This window comes from Dietzia sp. NPDC055340 (assembly GCF_053645335.1).
This window is the reverse complement of record NZ_JBSHML010000001.1, coordinates 149,811-175,645: the sequence shown is the minus strand read 5'-3', so window position 1 is coordinate 175,645 and position 25,835 is coordinate 149,811. Positions and strand designations below refer to the sequence as shown.

The window sequence follows — 25,835 nt, the reverse complement described above, 5'->3', positions numbered from 1 at the left end:
TGCCGCATTACGCGGACGCGGGCGCTGCTGAGCCCAGCACCTCTTCGAGGAGCGCGTCCGCGCGATCCTCGTCCGCGCGCTCGGCGAGCGCGAGCTCACCGACGAGCACCTGGCGGGCCTTGGCCAGCATGCGCTTCTCGCCCGCGGACAGTCCACGGTCGAGATCGCGGCGCCAGAGGTCACGTACGACCTCGGCGACCTTGTTCACATCGCCCGAGGCGAGCTTCTCGCCGTTCGCCTTGTAGCGGCGGGACCAGTTGGTGGGCTCCTCCGCGTGCTCGGTGCGCAGGACCTCGAAGACCTTGTCGAGGCCCGCCTGGTCCACCACGTCGCGCACTCCGACGTACTCGGCGTTCTCGGCCGGGACCTTGACCGTGAGATCGCCCTGCGAAACCTTGAGGACGAGGTATTCCTTCTCGGTGCCCTTGACCGTCCGCATCTCGATCGCCTGAATGGTCGCGGCGCCGTGATGCGGGTAGACGACGGTGTCGCCGACCTTGAACTCCATGAGTGGCTTTCCCCTTTCGACTGACCTATCTTAGCACGCCCTCAGCCTCGGTGTTTTCCGTTTGCGCAGGTCAGCACCGTGCCGGACCTGTCCAGGCATTCCGGCGCCCCCGGGGGGGCCACTCCGGCACCGATGGCGCGGGGCCGTGGACTACGATGAGACCGGCCTGAGAGACGACCATTCCCCGAGGAGCCTGACGTGACTTCACCGAACACCGGCCTGCGCCGCACCGCGCTCGTAGTCCTGGCCGTGGGCGCCGCCCTCGGGGCGTCGGCCTGCGGATCCGGCCAGGTGTCGCAGACCGCCAACCAGGTCGCCGCGGTCGACGGCGGCCGTGGCTCGGCCGGCGATCTGTCCGTGAACGACTTCCAGGTGCTCATCCCGCAGGACGGCGGCGAGGCCCGTGTCGGCTTCGCGGCCTCGTACACCGGCTACGGCATGGAGGACCCGATCGGCATCGAGTCGGCCGAGGTCGACGGCATGCCGGTACAGCTCGGCGACACCCGGCCGATGGAGCGTGGCTGCTCGATCGTCTTCGACGCCAGCCCGGACGCGGCGCCCATGCCGCCAGCCGCCGACGTCTGCCTCGAGCACGCCACGGCGATGCTGCCCGGAGGCGAGGAGCTGCACATCGGCACCTCGGTCCCCGCCACCGTCTCCTTCAGCAACGGCGAGCGGATCGAGCTGGACGCGGCCGTGATGGCCGAGCACCTCGAGATCGGCGAGTACACCCGCCCGGCCGAGACCGCCGCCCCGTCCGAGGGGCACTGAGACGTCCGCCCTGTCCGCCCGCTCGGCTGACGGCTCGCCCGTCGACGCCGAGGTCCGCGGCGTTCTCCGCCGCCTCGCCCCGGGCACGCCGCTGCGCGACGCGCTCGACCGGATCCGGCGTAGCGGAACCGGCGGCCTCGTCGTACTCGGGGACGATCCCGCGGTCCAGTCCATCTGTGACGGCGGGGTCGATCTCGACGTCCCGTTCACCCCGGCCCGCCTGCGCGAGCTGAGCAAGATGGACGGCGCCGTGGTCCTGTCCACGGACGGCACGAGGATCACCCGCGCCAACGTCCATCTGGTGCCCGATCCCTCGCTGCCCGCAGTGGAGACGGGCACCCGTCACCGCGCCGCGGAGCGGACCGCCCGGCACACCGGTGTCCCCGCGGTCGCCGTGTCGGCATCCATGACCACGGTGACCGTGTACGCCGCAGGGCAGGCCCGCGTGTTGGCCGATCCCGTCGTGCTGCTCGCCCGCGCCGACCAGACCGTCGCCACGATGGAGCGTCACGGCGCCCGCACCGCCCGCGCCCGGGCCCGACTCGATCGCGCGGAGATCGGCGGGTACGCGGCCGTGCGTGACGTGATCACCATGGCCCAGCGCCTGCTTCGCCTGGAGCGACTGGGGACCGAGCTCGCCGAGCTGACCGTCGAGATGGGCGAGTACGGGCGTCAGACCACACTGCAGCTCGAGGAGCTGCTCTCGGACACCCCGGATGAGCTCTGGGGCCTCGTCGCCGACTACCTGGTGGTGGACCAGACCGGCATGGATCCCGCCGATGCGGATTCCCCGGCCCTGCCCACTGCCGAGCAGGTCGAGACGGGCCTGGAGCGGCTCACCGTGCTCTCCGACGCGGATCTGCTGCTACCCGGCCCCGTCGCGCGCTGCCTCGGGCTACCGGCCGAGCCCGAGGACCTGGACGACCAGGTCTCGGCGCGCGGCTACCGGATGCTCGCCCATATCCCCCGGCTGCGGCCGGTGCAGATCGCGGCACTCGTGGAGCGGTTCGGCTCGGTGACGGCGCTGCTGGCGGCCGAGCAGGCGGACTTCGCCGATGTCGAGGGCGTCGGCTCCCTGTGGGCGCGGCACGTCCGGCAGCGGCTCACCGGCCTCGTCACCGGCTGACCGACGTCAGACGCGAGCGTCAGGTCTCAGACGTCAGGCCTCGGGCGCGTCGACCACGTTGAACGTCGCGGCCGGGCTGAAGACGTTCCCGACCAGCGCGTACACCTGGTAGGAACCCACCTCGACCGGCGTGCGGTCGGACTCGGCACAGGCGCCCTCGGCGGAACGGCGGCCCGACCAGTCGATCTGGCGCGGCTCCGGCTCGTTCGGGCGCAGTTCGACCTCGTCCTCGTCGCGGGGCGTCGTGCAGTCGATGCTGGACCAGACCTTGGTGTTGTCGTCGAGCCGATAGACCTCGAACGAGAGCGGCGCCTCGGACAGGTCGCGGTCGCACGTCGTCTCGGACGTGTTGAGGACGTTGACGAAAAAGCGGACCTCCTCGCCGACCGGCACGTTCGGCCCGGCGGGCCACACGTCCAGGCGCAGGTCCTCGTCAGCGCAACGACCGCGGGACGCGCCGCCGTCGTCGGGCTTGTCGCTCTCGGTGGGCTCGGTGGTCGAGGTCTCGGTGGTCTCTGCGGCCTCCGACGTATCCGGGTCCCCGCCGTCGGCCGTCGCCTGGGTGTCCGTCCCGGTGTCGCGGGAGGCCAGGAAGAGCGCCACCACCACCGCCAGGACGACGACGACCGCGACGACGACCGCCGCGACACGACGGCGGACATAGACTTCGCGCGGTAGGGGGCCCTGAGGTTCTTGCACGAGCCCAACTCTAGATCCGAGCCCGCGCCCACCCGACCTGCGGCGCGGCGTGTCCCTCAGACCGCGACCATCTCCTCGCCGGGACCGTGCGGGACGTCCTCGACGTCGCCGATCACGCTGCGCAGATACGCTCGCCCGTCGTTGAGCTTGTACGTCACGCCCACGATCGCGAGCTTGCCGGCGGCCACCCGCTCCGAGATGATCTTGGACCGCTGCTCCAGCAGCTCACCGGTCTCCAGAATGTGCCGCGCCTCGAGGTCGTCGGTCGTCGTGAGGCCCTCGCGACGGCCGTTGAGGATCGACGGGGAGACCTTCTCGACCACGTCCCGCAGGAACCCTGGCGGGATCTCGCCGGTCTTGAGCGCCTCGACCGCCGCGGCCACGCCGCCGCAGCTGTCGTGCCCCAGCACCACGATCAGCGGCGTCTCCAGCAGGTGCACGGCGTACTCGATCGACCCCAGGACCGCGGTGTCGATGATGTGGCCCGCCGTGCGGATGACGAACATATCGCCCAGCCCTTGGTCGAAGATGATCTCTGCCGCCACCCGCGAGTCCGAACAGCCGAACAACACGGCCTTGGGTTGCTGCGCGGCGACCAGGTCCTCACGCCGCTGGGTATTCTGGCTGGGATGACGCATCTCGCCGTTGACGAATCGATGATTGCCGTCGCGGAGCGAGGCCCAGGCGCTGATCGGGTTGGTATGAGGCATGGCTCATATTGTGCACTCGCTTCCCAGAAGGACCCTCAGTGACCTCCACCGCAGCCCACGACATCGACACCCCTGCCCTGATCTCCTGGTTCTCCGGCGCCGGCCGCGCCCTGCCGTGGCGCGAGGACGGCGTGAGCGCCTGGGAGATCCTGCTGTGTGAGGTGATGAGTCAACAGACGCCCGTCGCCCGGGTGGAGCCGGTCTGGCGCGACTGGCTGGCGCGGTGGCCGGGCCCGGCCGAACTCGCCGCCGCCGCCCCCGCGGACGTGATCCGCATGTGGGGCAAACTCGGCTATCCGCGCCGTGCGTTGCGACTGCGGGAGTGCGCTGTCGTCGTCGTCGACACATTCGGGGGCGAGGTTCCCACCGACGTCGACGACCTGCTCTCCCTGCCGGGCGTCGGCGACTACACGGCGCGCGCCGTCGCCTGCTTCGCGCACGGCCAGGCCGTCCCCGTGGTGGACACAAACGTGCGGCGCGTCGTGGCGCGCGCCGTCAACGGGCTCGCCGAGGCGGGCCCGCCGTCGAACCGTCGCGACCTCGCCGCCGTCGAGGCGTTGTTGCCCGCGCGGCGTGAGGACGCCGTGGCCTTCTCCGTCGCAATCATGGAACTTGGCGCGCTCGTGTGCACCGCCCGCTCCCCCGACTGCGACGCCTGCCCGCTCGCCTCCTCGTGCGCGTGGGTTGCCGCCGGAAAGCCCGCCTGGGACGGGCCCAGGCGGAAGGCCCAGGCGTATGCCGGGACCGACCGTCAGGTCCGCGGCATGTTGCTCGACGTGCTGCGCGACGGCGACGGCACCGCGACCGCCGCGCGGCTCGACCTGGTGTGGCCGGACGACGTGCAACGTGCGCGGGCGTTGGCCTCGCTTGTCGACGACGGGCTCGTGGTGCAGGTCGAGGGCCGCTACTCACTGCCGACCTGAACTACGGGCCGACCACTCGGTCCGATACGCAACCCGCGGGGCGAGGCGGTTTAATGCGCCGACTGAGGCAATTTCTTAATTCTGTTGTCAGCGGCGCCCCTAGTCGTGATACTCATCACAGAGCACCGCTTTAAGGGACCGACTTAAACAGCCAAGCCGGTCCCGGCCCCGCCCCCTAGGAGGACCCATGACCCGGACGACACGTGCGATCCTCGCGCTATCCACTGCCACGATCACCCTGGCGGCCTGCGGTGGCGGGGGCGGCGGATCGTCCACCGCCGCCGGCGGAGACGATTCGCTGACCCCCGCGCAGTCAGACCGGTGCACCGAGGAGAACGTCGGCGGCACCATCACCATGGGCGAGTACGTCATGCTGCCCACGTTCATGCCCGGCCAGGGCCAGTCCGGTGTCCGCGGCGGCGCCGAGTCGGCTGCGATCTACGACCGACTGATGCGCTGGAACCCGGAGGCCGAGGAGTTCGAGCCCAAACTCGCCGAGTCGCTCGAACCCAACGAAGACAACTCGGTCTGGACCCTCGTGCTGCCCGAGGGCGTCAACTTCTCCAACGGTGACCCGCTCACCGCCGAGGACGTCGCCTTCACTGTCGAACTCCACAAGGACCCGGCGACGACCTCGATGGCCATGACGCAGGCCATGCAGGTCGAGCGGGCCCGGGTCGTGGACCCGCATACCGTCGAATTCACCCTGACCCAGCCGTGGGCAGGGTTCCCGTCGGTCCTGGCCGGGACCGTCGGCGAGGTCATCCCCAAGGCCGCCTTCGAGGCGTCCGATGCCGAGGAGTGGGCGCGCAACCCGATCGGGGCCGGCGCGTTCACGCTCGCCAGCTACACCCCCGACCAAGAGGTCGTGCTCGAGCCCAACCCGGACTACCACGGCGGCGTCGTCTGCCCCAGCCTGCGCTTCATCCGGATCCCCGGGTCCCAGGGCACCCTCGACGCCTTCCGGACCGGGGAGATCCAGGCCGGGTTCCTGCGTGGATCCAAGTTCATCTCCGACGCACAGGACTCCGGCCTACAGGGATTCCACACGATAATCAGCGCCGGGTCCGTCATCAACATGAACTCCGGCGCGGCCGGCTACGACGGCATCCTCACCGACGAACGGGCCCGCCGGGCCGTGGCCCACGCTCTCGACCGAGACCTCATGGATCAACGGCTCCGCGCCGGCACCGGGCAGCCGACCTCCGCCCTGCTGGCCGAGTCCTCGCGCTTCTACGACGGCCATGACGGACCGGAATACGACAACGCCGCGGCCACGGCGCTCGTCGAGGAGATCAAGGCCGACAATCCGGACTGGAACGGCTCACTGACCCTTCTGATCTCCGACGGTCCCGAGAATGTCGAGGCAGGAGTGGTCACGAAGGCGCTGCTCGACGCCGCCGGGTTTGACGTGTCCATCGAGAACGCACCGGTGTCCCAGGTCACCGCGCGACAGTTCACGGGCGACTACGAGATCGTCATCGGCGGCCTGGATACGTCCGACGCCGATCCGGCCTCCACCTTCTACAGCGCCCTGACCCCCGGCGGCGCCACCAACCTCACCGGCATCGATGACCCGGAACTCGTCGCGACGGTCACCGAACTCATGGCCGCGACCGACCTGCAAGCGCAGAAGGAGGGCTTCGCGCGCCTGCAGGAAGTCCACAACCGGGTCATGCCGTTCACCGTCGTCGGCAACGCCGAGGAATACGTACTCATTTCCGAGGAGGTCAGGGGCGTCCAGCCCACGATTTCCTCCACCATGCTCTTCGACGGCGCCTTCATCGAAGAGTGAGTCACCCGGCCTTGTTCAACCCGGCGCACCGAGAGGACTGACATGGATGCCGTGGAGCGGATCGAGGCCAGGGAGGCCATCACCCGCCTGATCTACGCGTACTGCACGACACTCGACTCCGGACGACTCGACGAGACCGCGGACCTGTTCGCAGACGGGGTGTGGCGACCCGGGCCAGCTCTCGCCTTCACAGGACGTGACGCGGTAGCGGAGTTCCTGCACTCGAACATCATCCTGTACGACGACGGCTCGACGGGTACGCGCCACGTCATGGGCAACATCTGCATTGACTTCGACGAGCAGGGCACGTCGGCAACCGCGCAGTCGTACGTGATCGTCTACCAATCGATCTCCCGGGCCCAGCCCACCATCATCTTCCAGGGGCGATACGCGGACTCCTTCTCCTCCCACAGCGGCGACTGGAGGTTCGCTGAACGCCGAGTGCTCCCCGACGGGTTCGGTGACCTGTCGAAGCACATGCGCTCGACGTAGCACCCCGATCCCCGGAACCCACGAAAGGTAACAGCAACGGATGACTAACGACCCGACTATCGGAGCGCCGCTGACCGGAAGGGTCGCCCTGGTGACCGGCGCCGCGCGTGGCCAGGGCAGGGCACACTGCGAGGCGCTCGCCGCGGCCGGCTGTGACATCATCGCCACGGACATCTGCTCCGACATCCCCACCATCGAGTACCCGTTGGCCCGACCCGAGGACCTCGATGCCACCGCCGAGGCGGTGCGAGCGTCCGGGCGCCGGTGCCATACGGCTGTCGCTGACGTCCGGGATCTGGTGGCAATGGCGGCGGCCGTCGACACCGGCGTGGCCGCGCTCGGAGGACTCGATTTCGCCGTGTGCAATGCGGGGGTGTCCGCCCCTGTCACCCGGTCCTGGGAGCGCAGTGAGGCGGAGTGGGACGCCACGGTCGACACCAATTTCAAGGGCACCTGGATCACCACGAAGGTCGCGGTTCCCCACATCCTGGACACGGGCCGCGGCGGCTCCATCGTCATTATCAGCTCGATGGTCGGACTGACCGGAGCCGCCAACACCACCAGCTACATGGCGTCCAAGTGGGCGGTTCGGGGTCTGGCCAAATCACTGTCGGGCGAGGTCGGCCCCATGGGGATCCGCGTCAACTCGATCCATCCCGGCAACGTGCGCACCCCGATGATCGACAACTCCGCGATGATCTCGCTGATGTCCGGGGGCGAGGCCAGCGATCTCGACGGCGCGGCCGCAGGGTTCGGCGCGCTCAACGTGCTGCCCCGGCCGTGGGTCGAACCGACGGAGATCTCGGCGATGGTCGTCCATCTGTGCAGTCCCGCGGGAGCGGGGATCACGGGCGCGGAGATCGCGATCGACCTCGGGGGCTCGTCGAAGTTCGGGTAGGACCGGTCTCCCGCGAGTCCGGCGCCCGTGGGCTTCGCCCCGAGTCAGGTCAGCGACCCGCCTCGTCGGCCGGTAAGCGTAGGCTGTCCTACATGGCCGTCGTGAAGATCAATGCCCTCAACGTCCCGCCGCAGGCCGGCGCCGAGCTCGAGCGCCGGTTCTCCGAGCGCGCGCACACCGTCGAGAACTCCCCGGGCTTCCTCGGGTTCCAGCTGCTGCGCCCGACCGGCGGGGAGACCCGCTACTTCGTGGTGACGACCTGGGAGGACGACGCTTCGTTCGAGGCGTGGCGCGACGGCGACGCCCGCGCGGCCCACGCAGGTCAGCACGGCAAGCCGGTCGCAGAGGGCGCGAACCTGCTGGAGTTCGACGTCGTAATGGACGTCAAGCCCGCCGGCTGACCAGACCCGACCTGACCGCACCCCGCATCGCTGCCCGCCCATGGACCGGATCGCCGAACTGCCGTTCGCCCTGGCCTTCGGTACCCTGTTCTTGATCGTGATGTTGCGGGCCAACGCCACCTATTGGTTGGGCCGGGGCGCGCTGAGCGGGGGTCGGCTCAGCGACAGGCTCGCCCGTCGCCTCGACGGGCCGACCATGAAGCGCGCCCAGCGGCTCTCCGCCCGCTACGGCGTGGTCGCGGTGCCACTGTCGTTCCTGACGGTCGGCATCCAGACGGCGATCAACTTCAGCGCCGGCTTCACCGTCATGCCGCTACGCCGCTACCTGCCGGCCGTGACCGTGGGGTGCGTGCTCTGGGCGCTGCTCTACTCCACCGTCGGCATGGTCGGCTGGGCGGCGATCGCGACCCTCTGGGACCGGATCGCCGCCTGACCTGGCCAGCTCGGGCCCGAGGCGAGCACAACTCGGGGCAGCCCGGCTCAGTTCAGGGCAGCGGGCCCACCACGGGCGCCAGGTCGTCAGCGAACCGCTCGTCCGCCAGTGCATTCACGTCGACAGCATCGATCTGACCGTCCTCGGTGAACACGTCGGCGAATTCCTGTTCGCTGGCGATCGTGTCCGCCAGCGCGACCGGCACCCGGCTGCTACGGCCCTGCGAGAGCTCGGCGGCCTCCGGTGAGATGCCCACCGCCGCTCCGTAGTAGTCCGCCCACCCGGTCGGGTCCTCTGCCGCCCACTTCCCCGCCTCGGCGATCCGGACCAGCAGGTCGGCGATCGCGGTCTGCCGGCGCGGGTCCGCCAGGGCCTCGTCAGACGCCACGCCGAACCCGAACCCGTTGGTCGTCCCGGCCGCGGCGGTGAGGGTGCGGGCATCGGAGGTGGTCTGGGTGATGGCAGTGTACGGGTCCCAGATGGCCCACGCGTCAGCGTCGCCGCGGGAGAACGCCGACCCCGCTTCGGCGGGCTGGAGATACACCAGCTCCACGTCGTCCGGGTCGACCCCGGCCTTACGGAGCTGCAGCAGCAGGTGGCCGTGGGCGGAGGTGCCCTTGGCCACCAACACCTTCCGGCCGACCAGGTCCGCCACGGACTGCACGTCCGAGTCGGCCGGGACGAGGATCTGGTCGCCCTCCCCGTCGTTGGCGTAGGCGGACACGACGGACGCGCGCGCCCCGGCCGCGGCCCCGAACACGGGCGAGGTGTTGCCTGTCACGGCCACGTCGATCTGCCCGGCGTTGAGCGCCTCGATCTGCGGCGGTCCGGAGGTGAAGGTGGAGAACTCCACCCGGTACGGCAGGTCGTCGAGCTGCCCTGACGCGGTCAGTAGCGCCTCTGTGCCACCCTTCTGGTCCCCCACCCGCAGCACGAGGTCGGACAGCTCCGCCGGGTCCACCCTGTCCGGGACGGGCGCCTGGGCCTGCGATTCCCGACTGGCGCACCCCGCACCGGCGATCATCACGACCACCACCAGGGCGAGGAGTGCGATCAGTATCGAGTGTCGCCTGCGGATATCGGAAACGGTGGTGGTCATATCGAATAGTCCTCGTCTGAGTCGTCGACGCCCAGGGCGTCGAGAAGTGATCGTCGGTGGTGACCGACCTGCCCGCCCTCGCGGGGCCGGTCGATGGTCTCGGTGTGCCCAACGGCGCCGTGGTCCAGCACGAGCACGCTGTCGGCCAGCGCGATCGCCTCGTCGATGTCGTGCGTGACCAGCAGGATCCCAAGTCCGAAACCCTTAACTGCACCAGACCGATCTGTCTATTGCCTGTGTTACTGTCACCGCCATGCCCACCCAGTCCCCCGTGGCCGACCTGCGCCTCTCCGACATCAGCTCGGCGCGGGTCATGCGGGCGATCCGGTTCCGGGGGCCCGTCTCCCGGCCCGAGATCGCAGCGACGACCGGGCTGTCCGTGGCGACCGTCGGACGCGCGACCTCCGCGCTGATGGCCGCGGGTGTCATCCAAGAGCGTCCCGAACTCATGCACGACGGATCGGTCGGACGCCCGAGCATCCCGGTGGAGATCGACCCGTCCGGTCCGGTGACCGTCGCCGTGCACATCGGCTTACATCGCAGCGTGGTGGCGGTGTGCGACCTCGCGTGCCGCATCCTGTCCGAGTACGCGATCGGCACGCCCGGCCGTGAACCGGCGCGGATCGCCGACGATCTGACCGCGGTCGCGTTCCGACTTCTGGACGGTTACCGCGACCGCCGGCTGGTCCGGGGTGGGATCGCCACCGCCGCCCGGATCACCGGGGCGGGCCGGATCGACCACGACCTGCTCGGATGGAAGGACGTGCCCGTCACCGACCTGTTCGCCGACCGGATCGGGGTGCCGTTCTCGGTGGCGCCGCACGTCGAGGCCATGGCCGCGACCGAGCTGCTGGTGGGGCACGAGACCCACGAGGGCACCACGCTGGTGGTCTATGCACGCGAGAGCCTGGGTTCCGCGCTCGTGATCGATGGCGTCGTCCACCAGCCGCGGGCGGGCTCCCCCGATCTGACGCACCTGCCCGTCGGAGCCACCGAGCTGCTCGACGACCGCGGCGGCGGCCTGCTGGACGTGGTCGGCGACTCCGGGCTGGTCCGGGCTGCGGGTCGCCACGGAATAGAGGTGGGATCGGTGGCCGAACTCGCCGTGCGCGCCCGCCGGGACGCGGTGGCGGAAGCGATCCTCGTCGAGCGCGCCACGGTCCTGGGCCGGCTGGTGGGCCTGTTGTCCTCCATCACCCGGCCCGATGCCGTCGTCCTGTGCGGTCAGGCCTTCACCGACCATCGGCGGTACCTGTCGGCGCTGATCAAGGCGACCCGGGAGACCCGTCTCGTGGGCGGGGCGCCGGATCTGCGGGTCTCGACGGCAGGAGGCCGCATCCAGCAGTTCGCCGCGATGGCGGTCGCACTCGACGCGATCTCCGCGGACCCCACGGCAGTGCTCGCGGCCCGGGCGCTCTCTGCGTCGTAGGGCCCGGCCCGGCCGCGCCTTCACCGCCGTGGCGGCCTGCTTCCGCCGCCGCACTTTGCATCACCGCGAACGGAAGTCTCGACATCCGTAGCGGGCGGGCCGCAGACTTCCGACATGCCTGAACACCAGTCGTTGTCCACTACCGTCCCGCCCGTCTCCCGGGAGGTCCACCGGCGCGCGATGAGGACGCATCCCGCCGGCGTCACCATCGTCACCCTGGACGGTTCGGACGGTCCCGTCGGCTTCACCGCGTCGTCCCCCTCGAGCCTGTCTGCCGAGCCCGCCCTGATCAGTTTCAACGTGGGAGTATCCTCGTCGAGCCTGGCGGCCGTTCTCGAGGCCCGCACCGCCGTCGTGCATCTGCTCGGCGAAGGGGACGAGCACCTGGCGCTCCGCTTTGCCGGGCCGTCGCATCTGCGGTTCGCCGACACGGCGCTGTGGACCCGCGCCGAGACCGGCGAGCCACTGCTCCACGGCGGGCGGGTCCGACTCCGCGTGGTCCTGGACCGTCTCGTGCCCGCTGGCGATCACGTCCTGGTGATCGCGCGTCTGCTCGACGCCTGGTTCGACGACGAGCCCGCCGATCCCCTGGTGATCCTCGACGGCGGCTTCCGTTCGGTATCGAGCTCCGCCCACTAGCCGGGCGCCACCACCAACTCGGTGAGCTCGACCCCGCCGGTGCACTCATTCTCGCTCAGTCCCACCTCCGCCGGGCTCAGGCCGTCCCAGCCCAGCGCCAGCTTCGTGGAATCGTTCGGTTCGAGCCTCTTGGGTGAACCACCCGCCCATTCCATCTGAGGATCGCCGGTCGTGCGGAACGCCACCGTCACCACCAGCGGCTGGTCCGTGAGGTTCTGGAAGTCGGCCGAGAAGATGCAGTTGTAGATCGGCTCGTCGAACATGTCCATCACCACGTACCGCAGCTCGGACGTCTGGATGTCCACCTCCACACCCAACTCCGCAGCATCTTCCCGTGGCATCTCCGCCGCCGGCTGAACCTGCGGAAAGCGGGGTGATACCCGAATCGACGGGCTGGCAGGACCCTCCGCGGAGTGGGGACGCGCGGCGGGTGCGGACGACGTCGGGCGGGCTGCAGGGGTGAAGGACGACGACGTCGCCGGCGCCGAGTTCGGCCCCAGTCCTGACTTCATGAATTGCTCCACCACGCCGGCGAGCGCGATGGCCCCCGCCGCCACGATGATCAACCCGACAGCGCAGACGATCCCCAGGATCCACCAGATCGCGTTCGAGTTCTCGTTCTCCTGGCCGGGGGCTGTCCACGCCCCGGAGCGCCGTCCCTCGCCCGGCGCCTGCCCGTGCCCCGGCGCCTGCGATGGCCCGCCCCCGTACGTCATCCGTAACTCCCCCGTCGTCGCCGCTCGTCCGCTCGCGAGCCTCGCCGAGGATAGGTCCTCCAGCGAGGCCATAGGTGCCTCACACAACGCTGGCCAGCCGCTCACAATTCGCCGCGTGGTCGATCCCAATCACGTTTTCCCAGGTGGGCATCGCCGACTTTCGGGATCTTCGACCACTCGACGGGCAGCGGCGGCCGGCGGGGGCGGAGGGGGCCGGGATCGCGGCGGCGGGCAGGCGGGGCTGGAGGCTGACTGGCGGCGCGAGTCGGATGTGGCGTTCCGGGAGCGACGCCGAAATGGGGACGACCCCCGCCGGTGAGGGCGGGGGTCGTCCGTTGCGACTATCTCGGGAGCGGTCAGCTCGTGGCGGGAGCCGCCCCGCCGCTGCCGGCGGGGCCGCCCGGGGCGCCGCCACCGAAGCCACCCGAGCTCGGCGGCAAGGAGTCGCCCGGCCCGGCCTCACCCGTGGGGGCGACGCTGGCGGTGACCTCGTCGCCCTCGCGGTCCTCGGGCGCGTCCGGGCGCGGGGAGCCAGTAAACGTGAACTTGGCATCCTCGGTGCGCTCGGACTCGCCGTCCCAGCCCTCGACGTCCACGGTCACCAGATCGCCGGCAGCGACCTCGCCGAAGAGGATCTTCTCCGACAGCGTGTCCTCGATCTCGCGCTGGATCGTGCGACGCAGCGGACGCGCGCCCAGCACCGGGTCGAATCCGCGCTTGGCCAGGAGCCGCTCCGCACGGTTGGTGACCTCGATGTCCATGTCCTTGGCCTTGAGGGCCGAACGGACGCGGCCGATCATGAGCTCGACCATCTGGACGATCTGGTCCTGCGTGAGCTGGTGGAACACCACGATCTCGTCGATGCGGTTGAGGAACTCCGGGCGGAAGTGCTTCTTCAGCTCGTCGTTGACCTTCTGCTTCATCCGCTCGTACTGACCCTCGGCATCCTGCTCCCCGATACCGGAGAAGCCCATGCCCACGGCCTTGGAGATGTCCTTGGTGCCCAGGTTCGAGGTGAAGATCAGCACGGTGTTCTTGAAGTCCACCATGCGACCCTGACCGTCGGTGAGACGGCCGTCCTCCAGCACCTGGAGGAGGGTGTTGTAGATCTCCGAGTGGGCCTTCTCGATCTCGTCGAACAGGACCACCGAGAACGGCTTGCGCCTCACCTTCTCGGTGAGCTGGCCACCTTCCTCGTAGCCGACGTACCCGGGGGGCGCGCCGAAGAGCCGAGAGGCCGTGAAGCGGTCGTGGAACTCGCCCATGTCGATCTGGATGAGCGCGTCATCCTCACCGAACAGGAAGTTCGCCAGCGCCTTGGACAGCTCCGTCTTACCGACACCCGAGGGGCCGGCGAAGATGAACGAACCCGACGGGCGCTTGGGATCCTTGAGCCCGGCGCGCGTACGGCGGATGGCCCGCGAGACCGCCTTGATGGCGTCCTCCTGGCCGATGATCCGCTTGTGCAGCTCGTCCTCCATGCGGAGCAGACGGGTGGTCTCCTCCTCGGTGAGCTTGAAGACGGGGATGCCGGTCCAGTTACCCAGGACCTCGGCGATCTGCTCCTCGTCCACCACGGCGGCCACGTCCATGTCGCCCGCACGCCACTGCTTCTCACGCTCGGAGCGCTCGGCGATGAGCTTCTTCTCTGTGTCCCGCAGGCCGGCGGCCTTCTCGAAGTCCTGCGCGTCGATCGCGGACTCCTTCTCGCGGCGGGCCTCCGCGATCTTCTCGTCGAACTCGCGGAGGTCCGGCGGCGCCGTCATCCGCTTGATGCGCATACGGGCACCGGCCTCGTCGATGAGGTCGATCGCCTTGTCCGGCAGGAAGCGGTCGTTGATGTACCGGTCCGCCAGCTGAGCGGACGCGGCCAGTGCGGCGTCCGTGATGGTGACCCGGTGGTGCGCCTCGTAGCGGTCCCGCAGACCCTTGAGGATCTCGATGGACAGCTCGACGCTCGGCTCGGGCACCTGCACGGGCTGGAAACGACGCTCGAGCGCCGCGTCCTTCTCGATGTGCTTGCGGTACTCGTCCAGCGTGGTGGCACCGATGGTCTGCAGCTCACCGCGGGCCAGCTTGGGCTTGAGGATCGACGCGGCGTCGATCGCGCCCTCGGCGGCGCCCGCCCCGACGAGCGTGTGGATCTCGTCGATGAACAGGATGATGTCGCCGCGCTGGTTGATCTCCTTGAGCACCTTCTTCAGGCGCTCCTCGAAGTCGCCGCGGTAGCGGGAGCCGGCTACGAGCGAACCCAGGTCCAGCGAGTAGAGCTGCTTGTCCTTGAGGGTCTCGGGGACCTCGTTGTTGACGATCGCCTGGGCCAGGCCCTCGACCACGGCGGTCTTACCCACACCGGGCTCGCCGATGAGGACCGGGTTGTTCTTGGTGCGCCGGGAGAGCACCTGCATGATGCGCTCCACCTCCTTGGCGCGACCGACGACCGGGTCGAGCTTGCCCTCCATGGCGGCCTGGGTGAGGTTGCGGCCGAACTGGTCCAGGACCGTCGACGACGACGGCGTACCGGACTCACGTCCACCGGTTCCAGCCGGAGCGCCCGTGGCCTCGGCCTCCTTGCCCTGGTAACCGGAGAGCAGCTGGATGACCTGCTGGCGCACCCGCGTGAGGTCGGCGCCGAGCTTGACCAGCACCTGGGCGGCCACGCCCTCGCCCTCGCGGATGAGGCCGAGCAGGATGTGCTCGGTACCGATGTAGTTGTGGCCGAGCTGCAGGGCCTCCCGCAGGCTCAGCTCGAGCACCTTCTTGGCACGCGGCGTGAACGGGATGTGCCCGCTGGGCGCCTGCTGGCCCTGACCGATGATCTCCTCGACCTGGCTACGCACGGCCTCCAGCGAGATCCCGAGGGACTCGAGGGCCTTGGCCGCTACACCCTCGCCCTCATGGATGAGCCCGAGCAGAATGTGCTCGGTACCGATGTAGTTGTGGTTGAGCATCCTGGCCTCTTCCTGGGCCAGGACGACGACGCGACGCGCGCGGTCGGTAAACCGTTCGAACATCGTGCTACCTCACATTCCTCGGGTTTGCACCACTCTAGTGGCCCGGTCCGTCGACCGGAGCCACAGGAGTGGCAGTCGACCTGTCATGTGTGTTCAACGCCGCAGGTGGGGTGATCATTGCCGAATCGTGTACGCCGTCAGCGAACGCCGGAACACTGTTGCCTGACGCCGCGGCGGTTGCGCCCCGCGACGAGTCCGGGTCCCCGGCGACCCGCACACCACACCGAGGAGGAACCAGCGTTGGAGAAACCGTCCTTCACCATGGGACGGACGGTCGGAGTGGCCGTCGTCGGATTGGCCGCCATGGCCGGTCTCATGCTCTGGCTGGCGCTCACGCTGTCCGACAACCGCGTCCAGCAGGCCCGGGAGGGCCGGCTGGGAAACCTGCGGTTCCTCTACGATGCGTACGCCCCACCGGTGGCGGTGATCGTCGCGGCGTTCGTCGTCGCCCTGATCTTCGTCGCCGTGGCGACGTCGGTGGAGACCACCGTCGCCAACCGCTACCGACGCTCCCTCGACGAGCAGGGGATCCCGCTCGCCCCCAAGGTCGTCATGGCCGAGACCCGCGGCGTGTTCCACGGGCCGGTCACCATCACGGTCCTCATCCCGGCGCACAACGAGGAGGATCGGATCTCCGCGACCATCACCTCGCTGCAGGACCAGATCGACCCGCCGGAGCGGATCATCGTGGTGGCCGACAACTGCACCGACTCGACACCCGACCTGGCGCGCGCGGCGGGCGTGGAGGTGTTCGCCTCCGTCGACAACGCCCACAAGAAGGGCGGCGCGCTCAACCAGGCGCTCGCGGTCCTCCTGCCGGACCTGGGCGAGAACGACTGCGTGATGGTCATGGACGCCGACACGGTGCTCGACCAGGGCTACCTGACCTCCGCCCGCCGACGCTTCACCGACGACCGCGCCCTCATGTCCGTCGGCGGCCTGTTCTACGGGGAGGACGGTGCCGGACTCCTCGGGCAGTACCAGCGCAACGAGTACACCCGCTACAGCCGCGACATCCGCCGACGCCGGGGCCGGGTGTTCGTCCTCACCGGCACCGCCTCGGTGTTCCGCTCGCGCGCGCTGCGGACGGTGGCCGACTCGCGCGGCACCCGGATCCCGGGCAGGCACGGGGACGTCTACGACACGGCGGCGCTGACGGAGGACAACGAGCTGACGCTGGCCCTCAAATCCCTCGGCGGACTCATGGTGTCCCCTCCGGAGTGCACGGTGGTCACCGAGGTCATGCCCACCTGGCGGGCGCTGTGGCACCAGCGACTGCGTTGGCAGCGCGGCGCGCTGGAGAACCTCGGCGCCTACGGGATCACGCCGCAGACCACCCGGTACTGGTTCCAGCAGCTCGGGATCGGGTACGGGGCGATCGCGCTGTTGAGCTACCTGCTGCTCATCACCATCACCGCGCTCGCCCTCGACGAGTGGGTCTGGTATCCCTTCTGGGGCGGGCTCGGCCTGCTGTTCATGCTCGAACGGCTGGTCGGGGTGTGGAAGGCGGACCTGCGGGCCAAGCTCGTCGCGGTGGTGCTGATCCCGGAGCTGGCGTACGCGACGTTCCTCAACATCGTCTTCCTCAAGGGCGTGTTCGACATCCTCCTGGCCCGCCAGGCCAACTGGGGCCACGTGGTGGTCGGCGAGGACGGGACGACCAGGGTGGAGGGGACATGACGACTCACACGATGCAGATCGAGACGATCCACGCGGGGATCCTGCTGCCCGAGTCGGTGCTGGCCTCCGAGTGGTTCGCGGTGCTCGCGGCGTTCGTGGCGATCAACACCGTCATGTACGTGACGCTCGCGGTGGCCAAGACGTTGCCCAAGGTCCATCCGTACGACCTGTTCCCGCGCCGCTACACGCGCGCGGAGACCCGCAGCATCTATCCGGACGCCCCCGAGCCGGGCCCGACGCAGCGCGAGAACCGCCCGGAGCCCGGGTGAGCCGGTTCGACCCGGAGCGGATCGGCAGCGGGCTGCCGTTCGCCGACGCCCTACCGGCGCTACGCGAGGCCCTCGCCGCGACCGGCACCGCGGTCGTCCAGGCGCCCCCGGGTACGGGCAAGACGACGCTGGTGCCGCCGGCCGTCGCGGTGGCCGACGGCGTGGCCGGCAGGGTGGTGGTGACGCAGCCCCGCCGCGTGGCCGCCCGGTCCGCGGCCCGCCGCCTGGCACGCCTGACCGGTACGGAGCCCGGCGGGCCGGTGGGCTATTCGGTTCGCGGGGACTCGACGGTCGGCCGTGACACGCGGGTGGAGTTCGTGACACCGGGCGTGCTGGTACGCCGACTGATCTCCGATCCCGACCTGCCGGGCGTGGGCGCGGTGGTGCTCGATGAGGTCCATGAACGCGATGTGGAGTCCGACCTCGCCTTCGCCCTGCTGTGCGAGTTGCGCCAGCTGCGCGAAGACCTGCCGGTGGTGGCGATGTCCGCGACGGTCGAGGCGGACCGCTTCGCCCGCCTGCTCGGCGGGAGCACCGGTGACGGGCACACCCCCGCCCCGGTCGTCGACGTCCCGGCCGTCCTGCACCCCCTGGAGGTCCGCTACGCACCGCCGTCCGCGCCCAGGCTCGACGCGCGCGGGGTGACCGACGGGTTCCTCGAGCACGTCGCGACGGTGACCGCCGACGAGGTTCGCGCGAGCGGCCACGACTCCCTGGTGTTCCTGCCGGGGGTGCGCGAGATCGAGCGGGTGGTGCGCCTGCTGTCCGCTCGGCTCGGTGAGGCCGCCGAGATCCTTCCGCTGCACGGCGGGCTCGACCCGGCGGCGCAGGACCGCGCGGTGTCGGGCTCGGGCCGCACCGGCGGCGGGTCGCGTCCGCGCGTGGTCGTCTCCACGGATCTCGCCGAGTCCTCGCTGACGGTCCCGGGCGTGCAGGTGGTGGTGGACGCCTGTCTGAGCCGCGAGCCGCGCCGCGACACCGCCCGCGATATGACCGGCCTGGTGACCGTGTCGGCGTCGCGGGATTCGTGCGTCCAGCGCGCCGGCCGCGCCGCACGCCTGGGCCCGGGCCTGGCGGTGCGGTGCCTGAGCGAGCAGGAATACACGCACCTGCCGTCGCATCGCTCCCCGGCCATCGCCACGTCCGATCTCACGACCTTCACCCTCGACGTGGCGTGTTGGGGTGCGCCGCGCGGCGCGGGGCTGGCCCTGCCGGACGCCCCGCCGGTCGGGGAGCTGGCCCGCGCGGAGTCGGTGCTGCGCGGCCTCGGCGCACTCGATGCCGACGGCCGGGCCACCGACCGGGGCCGGGACCTGGCACGGGTGCCGGCCGATCCGCGTCACGCCCGGGCCCTGCTCGACGGGGCGTCACTGGTCGGCCCGCGGGCCGCCGCCGAGGTGGTGGCGCTGCTGGCCTCGGACCGGCGTTCCCCGGGCGGTGACCTGGCCGCGGACCTGCGGGCGTTGCGGTCGGGTCGGGCGCCGGACGCGCGGGCCTGGCAGCAGCAGGCGCGCCGGATGGAGCGGATCGCGCGCGAGGGTCGCGCCGCGGGCAGCCCCGCGGGCGGGCGCGACGGACGGGAGGACGCGACGGGGCTGGTGATCGCGCTCGCTCACCCGGACCGGGTCGCACGCCGCCGACGTGACCAGTACACCTTCGCCTCCGGGACCGGCGCGGTGTTGCCGCCCGGCTCGGCGCTGGTCGGCCGGGAATGGCTGGCCGTGGCGGAGGTCGGCCGCGCCGCCGGGCGCGCTGCGGGAGAGGCCGGGGCGGTGATCCGCGGGGCCGCCGCGATCAGTCGGGACGACGCGCTCGACGCCGCGTCCCCTCTTGTCGACGACGACGAGACCGCCCACTTCGCCGGCCGTTCACTGACCGGCCGCCGTGTCCGGCGTCTCGGCGCGATCGAACTCTCCTCTACACCTGTGCGGCCCTCACACGCGGCGGCCGTCGAGGCGGTCTCGGCCGCGGTCCGGGCCGGCGGGTTCCCGGCCCTGGGCCCCGACGACGACGCCCTCGCCCTGTGGCGTCGCCTCGCGCTGGCCCGCCGGGAACTCGGTGAGCCCTGGCCCGACGTGTCCGCGGCCGGCCTCGCCGAGCGTCTGGACGAATGGCTCGGGCCGGAGATCGCCGCCCTCGCGCAGGGCTCGACGATCGCGGGCCGGGCCCTCGGCCCGGCGCTGAAGCGACTGTTGCCCTGGCCGGAGGCCGGGTCGTTCGACGAGCTGGTGCCGGAGCGGCTGCAGGTGCCCTCGTCGTCGTCGTACCGCGTGGACTATCCCGAGCCCGGGTCGGACGACGCCCCCGTCCTGGCCGCCAAGCTGCAAGAATGCTTCGGCTGGACCACCTCCCCGCGGATCTGCGGCGGCCGCGTCCCCGTCACGGTGCACCTCCTCTCCCCCGCCGGGCGCCCCCTCGCGGTGACCCGCGATCTGGGTTTCTTCTGGCGCGAGGCCTATCCCGGGGTGCGGGCGGAGATGCGCGGGCGGTACCCGAAGCACCCGTGGCCCGAGGATCCGATGACCGCCGAACCGACACGGCACACCAACCGGAAGCGCTGACCGCCCCCGCCGAGGCGGTCCCAATACCATAACGGGAGACCCAGCGGTAGATTCGGGCCGGAATCGGTCGTAGGATGTGAGGCATACCACTGCAGGCGAATTCTGCCGGAAGGGTGATCACGATGACCGCATACACGCACCCCGCACCCCATCGCGCGGCGCTTCCCACCAGAGCTCCGGCGCGGACGCGGATCGTCCCCCACGTCACCAACCGGATCGGCGCGCTGGCCGCGGCGGTCGGGCTCGCGCTGGCGCTGCTCAGCCTCTACCTCCCGTGGCTGACCACCGGCGGCGGCTCACAGATCACCGCGCTGGGCATCACCGAGATCATCGACGTGCGCAGCGTGGCACCCGTCCTCTTCCTGGGCCTGGTGGTGCTGCTGTTCCTCGTGGCCGTCACCGCGGCCACCCGACTCGGTGCGTTCGCGATGGCCGGGGCGCTGGTCGGCGGGATCATCCTGCTCGCCCACCTGGCGTTCATGTGGACGCTGGTGTCGTCCACTGGCGCGGGCGAGCCGTTGCTGTCCGGGCTGCCCTCCGGCGCGGCCATGTCCTACGGGCCGTTCGTCGCAGCACTCGGGTTCCTGCTGGTGACCGGCGGGTCCGCATGGGCCGCGCGGTCGGCCGAGTACATCTTTCCGGACGTGGAGTCGGCCCGCCCCCACCATCACGATCGGTGACAGTGGCCCGGGCGCGGGGCCGTCAGAACACCACCACGGTGTCGCCCACCTCGAGGTGCTCGAAGTAGGTGGCCGCCGCCGGCTGGTCCATGCGGATGCAGCCGTGGGAGTCGATCGCCGGGTCGCCCTCGTGGAAGGCGATCCCGCCCACGAAGTAGACGGAGTACGGCATCGGCGCGTTGTCGAACAGGCGGCTCACCTCGTGGCGAACCTTGCGGGTGACCTGGTAGGTGCCGGTCGGCGTCTCCCAGCCGGCCTTTCCGTGGGACATCCGTACCGGCCCGTAGCTCAGCCGACCGTCGGCCTGCAGCCACGTGCGTTCGCCGCCCAGATCCACACATGCGTCGGCCGTGCGCGGACACGGGCTCTGCGGGGTCTCGTCCGGCGGGGCCGACGGCGTGGGTGCCGCGGGCGGCGGCGGGACGAATCCCGGCGGCGGGGTGATCCCGGCGGATTCCAGGGCCCCGCCGATCGAGGTGCGCGCATCGTAGTCGGCCTGCGCCGAGCCGGCTTGCGCCTGCGTGATCGCCTGCTCGATCTCCGGTGGGACCGGCAGCGGCAGCTGGGCGGAGGCGGCGGGAGCCGCGGATACCGCCAGTGCGACGGCGGCGGCGACCGCGAGCGCCGCGCGCGGGACGAAGCGTGTCATGTGCGCTGATTATGCCCGGCGCGGATCACCCGGCCGCGCATCGCGGAGTCACAGTCCGATCTCAGCACGCCCTCAGGGCCGAGCCGGCCGGCCGATGGTGGGCTAGCGTCTCCCCATGTCCGACACGCCACTACCCCTGCCCCGCCTGTCCGCCCCCGCGGCTCGGGCTCTCGCCGCGGCCGGGATCACCGACCTCCGGCAACTCGACGGCCGGGCCGAAGGGGAGGTGCTGGCCCTCCACGGGCTCGGCCCGGCCCAGTTGGGGGTGCTCCGCGACGCGCTCACCGGTGCCGAGCTGGCGTTCACCGACCCGGTCGCGAGGCCACGCCCCACCGGCCGCAACGACAACACCACGCTCGCGGCGTCGGGCGGCTCCCCGCGCGCCTGGATCGAGGGTCTGCCGACCGCCCGGCGTGTCGAGGACGGGCTGCGGCTGCTGGAGTTGTTCGGCGAGGAGACCGGCGAGGAACCCGTCCTGTGGGGCCCGTCGATGGTCGGGTACGGGCACCACCACTACGTCTACGACTCCGGTCGCGAGGGTGACTCCTTCCGGGTGGGGTTCAGTCCCCGGGCATCGGCGCTCTCGTTGTACGGGATCCTGCCCGACGACCCGGCTGTCCTCGGACGGTTGGGCCCGCACAGAACCGGCAAGGGGTGCCTCTACCTCACGCGGCTCGCACGCATCGACGAGCTGGTGCTGCGGGAGATGATCGCGGCCGGGTGGGCTCGCGGCGGAGTGGAATGACCCGGGGCCGGCGCGGCTCCGCGCGGGGCCACGCGTGGACGCGTCAGCGATAGGGTGGCCACATGCCTTCCGAGCACCGGCCCGTCCGCCGCAACCACCTCGCCGCGCTCGGCGCCGCGACGGTCGTCGGGGCGGCCGTCGCCGGGGCCGCAGTGGGGGCAGGGAACACGGATCCCGACGACACCACCGCGGTCGCCTCGGCCGCAGCGACCACCGCCGCATCCCCTGCCTCTGCGGCGGGCTCCGCCGCCCCTGCCGTCCTCGAGGAGTCCCCGCAGCCCGTCTCCGTGGATCCCCTGCTGATCCGCTCGGTGGCCCGGCAGGTCCTCCTCGAGCAGGAGCAGCCCGAGCACCTCACGAACGTCGATCTCATCGCGCGTGACGTGCTCTCGCAGTCGCCCGCCGACCCGGCGGAGGCAGAGCGGATGACCCGGGAGACGATGCTCGGCTACGGCCCGGGCGCCCCCGTCGCGAGCTCCCCGGAGACCGAGCCGGCGATCGCCCCGCCGCAGTGCCCGCCGACCGCCCGGGCCTGCATCGATGTCGACGGCAAACAGGCGTGGATGGTCGACGGCGGCCGCGTCACCTACGGCCCGGTTCCCATCACCACGGGCCGGCCCGGCCACGAGACGGTCCGCGGCTCGCACCACGTCCTGCGGCACGTCCGTCACGACCACAGCATCCCGTTCGACTCCCCGATGCCGTTCTCGACGTACTTCACGGTCAGCGGCATCGCGTTCCATGAGGGCCGACTCGACGAGCCGTCACACGGCTGCATCCACCTGGGGCACCACGCCGCCGCCCACTTCTTCGAGCACCTGAAGGTCGGGGACGAGGTCGTCGCATTCTGAGGCGTCCCCTTCCTCACAGGATCGAGTCGTAGACCAAGCACGCCGCGGCGGCCAGGGCGACCAGGACCGCCGCCGACCCGAACGCGCACAACCGGCCGCCCCGACGGGACACCACCACCAGGAGCCCTGCGGCCAGGACCGACTCGAGCCCCCAGGCAGGCCCACCGATCAGCAGCAGACCGTAGACCGCCTCGCCTCAGACGATCCCTGGCACCACCCCGGCCGCGAGCGCTCCTCTCCGACCGGGCATCCGGGACATCGCACCGGCCGCGCCGCAGATCGCTCCGGCGACCGGGCCCACGATCATCCACAGCGCGAGTTCGGCCGGGGGCGTGGAGGCCGCATGGATCGCGAGCCAGGGAATCAGCACGCCGACCATCGCGGTCAGACCCGCGGCCGCCCCGTGGACGGTTCGCTCACCGAGCCGACGGCCGGCGACGAGGGAGACCACGCCCCAGAGCGCGCTCGTCCCGGCCAGGACCGCCCACTGATCGGGCAGCAATCGATGGGTCACGGTGAGCAACACACCGGAAACCAGCCCGAGAACCAGCGCGCGTGCTGTCCCCGGGCGACTGTCAGGTCAGTCGCGCGGAAGCGGCTTGACCATCGGGAACAGGATCGTCTCGCGGATCCCGAGACCGGTCAGCGCCATGAGCAGGCGGTCGATGCCCATGCCCAGGCCGGCCGACGGCGGCATGCCCTGCTCCATCGCGGCGAGGAAGTCCTCGTCGAGGACCATCGCCTCGTCGTCACCGGCCGCGGCCAGCCTGGCCTGGTCCTCGAAGCGCTGGCGCTGGATGACCGGGTCGACGAGCTCGGAGTAGGCGGTCGCGAGTTCGAAGCCGCGGACGTACAGGTCCCACTTCTCGGTGACGCCGCGGTCCGTGCGGTGGTCGCGGGTCAGCGGCGAGGTCTCCACCGGGAAGTCGCGGACGAACACCGGGCCGTCCAGCTGGTCGGCGCACAGGTGCTCCCACAGCTCCTCGACGAGCTTGCCGTGCAGCCAGCCCTTGCCCGAGGGGACCTCGAGTCCGATCTTGCCGGCCAGTGCGGTCAGCTCGGCGACGCCGGAATCGACGGTCACCGTCTCGGCGCCCGCGGTGGCCAGTTCCGGGTGCTTGCGCTGCAGTGCCTCGTTGAGCGACGGGTACATCTTCACCTCGCGCCACTGCCCACCCAGGTCATAGGTGGTGCCGTCCACGAGAGTGACCGTGGTCGACCCGAACACCTCGGTGGCCACCTCCTGGATGACCTCGCGGATCATCGTGGCGGCCGTGTCGTAGTCGCCGTACGCTTGATAGGTCTCGAGCATCGCGAACTCGGGGCTGTGCGAGGAGTCGACACCCTCGTTGCGGAAGTTGCGGTTGATCTCGAAGACCCGCTCGATGCCGCCCACGACGCAGCGCTTGAGGTAGAGCTCCGGGGCGATGCGCAGGTACAGGTCCAGGTCCAGCGCGTTGGAGTGGGTGACGAACGGCCGGGCCGCCGCGCCGCCGTGCAGGGTCTGCAGCATGGGCGTCTCGACCTCGAGGAAGTCCCGGCGCTCGAGCGCGTGGCGCAGTGCCCGCACGACCTTGATGCGCAGCAGGGCGTTCCGCCGGGCCTGCTCACGCATGATGAGGTCGGTGTAGCGCTGGCGGATGCGGGTGTCCTCGCTCATCTCCTTGTGCGCGACAGGCAACGGGCGCAGCGACTTGGCGGCGAGCACCCACGAATCGGCCATGACCGACAGCTCGCCACGCTTGGAGCGCACGACCCGCCCCGTCACCGAGACGAAGTCACCGAGGTCCACGTCCTGCTTCCAGGCGTCGAGCCGCTCCTGGCCGACGTTGGCCAGCGAGAGCATGGCCTGCAGCTGCGGGGTGAACCCGTCCGCCTCACCGTCGACCGCCGGGGCGGACAGGTCCGCGGCCGGGTCGATTCCGTCCTGCAGGCGCACGAAGCAGAGCTTGCCGGTATTGCGCACGAAGAGCACGCGGCCGGTCACGGAGACCACGACGTCGGTCTCCTCTCCCGGCTCGAGTGCGGCGAAGCGCGGGTCCGAGGTGATCTCGGCCAGCCCGTGGGTACGGGGGACGTCGACCGGGTACGCCTCCACTCCGGACTCGAGCAGGCGCTGTCGCTTGTCGCGGCGGATGCGCAGCTGCTCGGGGGTGTCGTCGGCGGGCTCGTCCTGGACGGCCCCGGGAGCGGAGGAAGTCGAGTCAGTCACGATTCCCGAGGATAGTCCTCCCTGTGCGGCGGGACCGAACCCGTGGCCGGGGCTTCAGCCGCGACGTCAGTGCGCGGAGATCGCGGACCGCTCGCGGATCAGGTGGTCCGCGTCGGTGAGCAGCCCGAGTGCGCGGGCGGACCGCAGCGCCTCGTGGCCGCCGTCGACGGCACGGACACCGCGGACCCCGCGGGACGCCAGCTCGAGGGCGAACAGTTCCGCGTCCAGTCCGTCGTCACTCACCAGCACCACCCGGCGGCCGTCGGCGACGGCGGCCAGCGGCGCGGCCGAGGACGGATCGAGCAGGTCCACCACCGGGCGGGCCTCCACTGCAATGGCCCCGGCCAGCACCCCCTGCCGCTCACGCTGCGCACGGGAGCGGATGTCCACCACGAGGGCGCCGGCCCGGACGGCCACCGCGTAGTCCGCGGCGGTGACGGTGGTCGAGAGGGTCGTGGTGGTGAAGGCGGCGGTCATGTGGTTCTCCCGGTGGATTGCAGCTCTGGTGGTCGATCGGGGCGTTGCCGGGCCGGGA

At 70.8% G+C, this 25,835-nt stretch carries 26 protein-coding genes and 1 pseudogene; 16 read left to right on the top strand and 11 right to left on the bottom strand.

Features of this window, described 5'->3' with window-relative positions; translation table 11 throughout:
* Positions 1-7: 7 nt before the first annotated feature.
* The gene (locus tag ACWIFB_RS00795; RefSeq protein WP_452099653.1) at positions 8-508 is read right to left on the bottom strand and encodes a CarD family transcriptional regulator; all 501 of its coding nucleotides are present in this window, start codon (positions 506-508) and stop codon (positions 8-10) included.
* A 198-nt stretch (positions 509-706) separates the two neighbouring features.
* On the opposite strand from ACWIFB_RS00795, the gene ACWIFB_RS00790 reads away from it, so the two are divergent.
* Entirely contained in the window at positions 707-1,279 is a 573-nt protein-coding gene (locus tag ACWIFB_RS00790; protein WP_452099654.1) for a hypothetical protein, read from the top strand.
* Positions 1,280-1,289: 10 nt separating this feature from the next.
* A complete protein-coding gene (gene disA / locus ACWIFB_RS00785; protein ID WP_452099712.1) occupies positions 1,290-2,405 on the top strand; it encodes a DNA integrity scanning diadenylate cyclase DisA in 1,116 nt (371 codons plus the stop codon).
* A gap of 33 nt (positions 2,406-2,438) precedes the next feature.
* On the opposite strand, the gene ACWIFB_RS00780 is transcribed toward disA, so the two are convergent.
* Both ACWIFB_RS00780 and ACWIFB_RS00775 read right to left on the bottom strand, forming a co-directional pair.
* Positions 2,439-3,104: a hypothetical protein gene (locus ACWIFB_RS00780; RefSeq protein WP_230929933.1), complete on the bottom strand. Its 666-nt coding sequence runs from the start codon at positions 3,102-3,104 to the stop codon at positions 2,439-2,441.
* A gap of 56 nt (positions 3,105-3,160) precedes the next feature.
* Entirely contained in the window at positions 3,161-3,814 is a 654-nt protein-coding gene (locus tag ACWIFB_RS00775; RefSeq protein ID WP_452099655.1) for a carbonic anhydrase, read from the bottom strand.
* A gap of 38 nt (positions 3,815-3,852) precedes the next feature.
* Here ACWIFB_RS00775 and ACWIFB_RS00770 point away from each other — a divergent pair, with 38 nt between their 5' ends.
* The 6 genes from ACWIFB_RS00770 to ACWIFB_RS00745 all read left to right on the top strand — a co-directional run bounded on the left by ACWIFB_RS00770 (position 3,853) and on the right by ACWIFB_RS00745 (position 8,756).
* Positions 3,853-4,737, top strand: coding sequence for an A/G-specific adenine glycosylase (locus ACWIFB_RS00770; RefSeq protein WP_454056988.1), 885 nt, complete (start codon positions 3,853-3,855; stop codon positions 4,735-4,737).
* 187 nt (positions 4,738-4,924) lie between these two features.
* Entirely contained in the window at positions 4,925-6,532 is a 1,608-nt protein-coding gene (locus tag ACWIFB_RS00765; protein ID WP_454056987.1) for an ABC transporter substrate-binding protein, read from the top strand.
* Positions 6,533-6,574: 42 nt separating this feature from the next.
* Positions 6,575-7,024: a nuclear transport factor 2 family protein gene (locus ACWIFB_RS00760; RefSeq protein ID WP_454056986.1), complete on the top strand. Its 450-nt coding sequence runs from the start codon at positions 6,575-6,577 to the stop codon at positions 7,022-7,024.
* Positions 7,025-7,064: 40 nt separating this feature from the next.
* Complete coding sequence (locus ACWIFB_RS00755; protein ID WP_454056985.1) at positions 7,065-7,922, top strand: mycofactocin-coupled SDR family oxidoreductase; 858 nt, start codon at positions 7,065-7,067, stop codon at positions 7,920-7,922.
* Positions 7,923-8,014: 92 nt separating this feature from the next.
* Positions 8,015-8,323 (top strand): antibiotic biosynthesis monooxygenase family protein, encoded by a 309-nt coding sequence (locus ACWIFB_RS00750; RefSeq protein ID WP_344988797.1) that lies wholly within the window; start codon positions 8,015-8,017, stop codon positions 8,321-8,323.
* Positions 8,324-8,363: 40 nt separating this feature from the next.
* Entirely contained in the window at positions 8,364-8,756 is a 393-nt protein-coding gene (locus ACWIFB_RS00745; protein ID WP_454056984.1) for a DedA family protein, read from the top strand.
* 52 nt (positions 8,757-8,808) lie between these two features.
* Here ACWIFB_RS00745 and ACWIFB_RS00740 read toward each other — a convergent pair whose 3' ends face one another.
* A complete protein-coding gene (locus ACWIFB_RS00740; protein WP_454056983.1) occupies positions 8,809-9,855 on the bottom strand; it encodes an ABC transporter substrate-binding protein in 1,047 nt (348 codons plus the stop codon).
* Positions 9,852-10,052: pseudogene (locus ACWIFB_RS00735) on the bottom strand (ABC transporter ATP-binding protein); the annotation flags it as partial. The pseudogene ACWIFB_RS00735 and the gene ACWIFB_RS00740, both read right to left, overlap by 4 nt.
* A gap of 56 nt (positions 10,053-10,108) precedes the next feature.
* Here ACWIFB_RS00735 and ACWIFB_RS00730 point away from each other — a divergent pair.
* Positions 10,109-11,284, top strand: coding sequence for an ROK family transcriptional regulator (locus ACWIFB_RS00730; protein ID WP_454056982.1), 1,176 nt, complete (start codon positions 10,109-10,111; stop codon positions 11,282-11,284).
* Between the two features lie 114 nt (positions 11,285-11,398).
* On the top strand, positions 11,399-11,923 hold the full coding sequence (locus ACWIFB_RS00725) for a flavin reductase family protein (protein WP_454056981.1): 525 nt from the start codon (positions 11,399-11,401) through the stop codon (positions 11,921-11,923).
* Here the strand turns inward: ACWIFB_RS00725 and ACWIFB_RS00720 are convergent.
* Entirely contained in the window at positions 11,920-12,639 is a 720-nt protein-coding gene (locus ACWIFB_RS00720) for a hypothetical protein (RefSeq protein WP_454056980.1), read from the bottom strand. The two genes, ACWIFB_RS00725 and ACWIFB_RS00720, sit on opposite strands and share 4 nt — an antisense overlap.
* Before the next feature lie 356 nt (positions 12,640-12,995).
* Complete coding sequence (locus ACWIFB_RS00715) at positions 12,996-15,653, bottom strand: ATP-dependent Clp protease ATP-binding subunit (RefSeq protein WP_452099668.1); 2,658 nt, start codon at positions 15,651-15,653, stop codon at positions 12,996-12,998.
* 261 nt (positions 15,654-15,914) lie between these two features.
* On the opposite strand from ACWIFB_RS00715, the gene ACWIFB_RS00710 reads away from it, so the two are divergent.
* From ACWIFB_RS00710 to ACWIFB_RS00695, 4 genes are all read left to right on the top strand, one after another.
* Entirely contained in the window at positions 15,915-17,333 is a 1,419-nt protein-coding gene (locus tag ACWIFB_RS00710) for a glycosyltransferase (RefSeq protein WP_454056979.1), read from the top strand.
* Positions 17,330-17,602, top strand: coding sequence for a hypothetical protein (locus ACWIFB_RS00705; RefSeq protein ID WP_452099671.1), 273 nt, complete (start codon positions 17,330-17,332; stop codon positions 17,600-17,602). Before ACWIFB_RS00710 ends, ACWIFB_RS00705 begins: the two co-directional genes overlap by 4 nt.
* Entirely contained in the window at positions 17,599-20,163 is a 2,565-nt protein-coding gene (gene hrpB, locus ACWIFB_RS00700) for an ATP-dependent helicase HrpB (protein ID WP_454056978.1), read from the top strand. Before ACWIFB_RS00705 ends, hrpB begins: the two co-directional genes overlap by 4 nt.
* A 122-nt stretch (positions 20,164-20,285) precedes the next feature.
* Positions 20,286-20,843 (top strand): hypothetical protein, encoded by a 558-nt coding sequence (locus ACWIFB_RS00695; protein WP_230929922.1) that lies wholly within the window; start codon positions 20,286-20,288, stop codon positions 20,841-20,843.
* Positions 20,844-20,865: 22 nt separating this feature from the next.
* Here ACWIFB_RS00695 and ACWIFB_RS00690 read toward each other — a convergent pair whose 3' ends face one another.
* On the bottom strand, positions 20,866-21,492 hold the full coding sequence (locus ACWIFB_RS00690; RefSeq protein WP_454056977.1) for a L,D-transpeptidase: 627 nt from the start codon (positions 21,490-21,492) through the stop codon (positions 20,866-20,868).
* A gap of 115 nt (positions 21,493-21,607) precedes the next feature.
* On the opposite strand from ACWIFB_RS00690, the gene ACWIFB_RS00685 reads away from it, so the two are divergent.
* Positions 21,608-22,237, top strand: coding sequence for a DUF1801 domain-containing protein (locus ACWIFB_RS00685; protein WP_454056976.1), 630 nt, complete (start codon positions 21,608-21,610; stop codon positions 22,235-22,237).
* A 62-nt stretch (positions 22,238-22,299) separates the two neighbouring features.
* Complete coding sequence (locus tag ACWIFB_RS00680; RefSeq protein ID WP_452099675.1) at positions 22,300-23,088, top strand: L,D-transpeptidase; 789 nt, start codon at positions 22,300-22,302, stop codon at positions 23,086-23,088.
* Between the two features lie 196 nt (positions 23,089-23,284).
* Here ACWIFB_RS00680 and ACWIFB_RS00675 read toward each other — a convergent pair whose 3' ends face one another.
* From ACWIFB_RS00675 to ACWIFB_RS00665, 3 genes are all read right to left on the bottom strand, one after another.
* Entirely contained in the window at positions 23,285-23,638 is a 354-nt protein-coding gene (locus ACWIFB_RS00675) for a DUF6518 family protein (protein ID WP_452099714.1), read from the bottom strand.
* Positions 23,639-23,668: 30 nt separating this feature from the next.
* Entirely contained in the window at positions 23,669-25,300 is a 1,632-nt protein-coding gene (gene lysS / locus ACWIFB_RS00670; protein ID WP_454056975.1) for a lysine--tRNA ligase, read from the bottom strand.
* A gap of 66 nt (positions 25,301-25,366) precedes the next feature.
* Entirely contained in the window at positions 25,367-25,777 is a 411-nt protein-coding gene (locus tag ACWIFB_RS00665; RefSeq protein WP_452099679.1) for a rhodanese-like domain-containing protein, read from the bottom strand.
* Between the last annotated feature and the right edge of the window lie 58 nt (positions 25,778-25,835).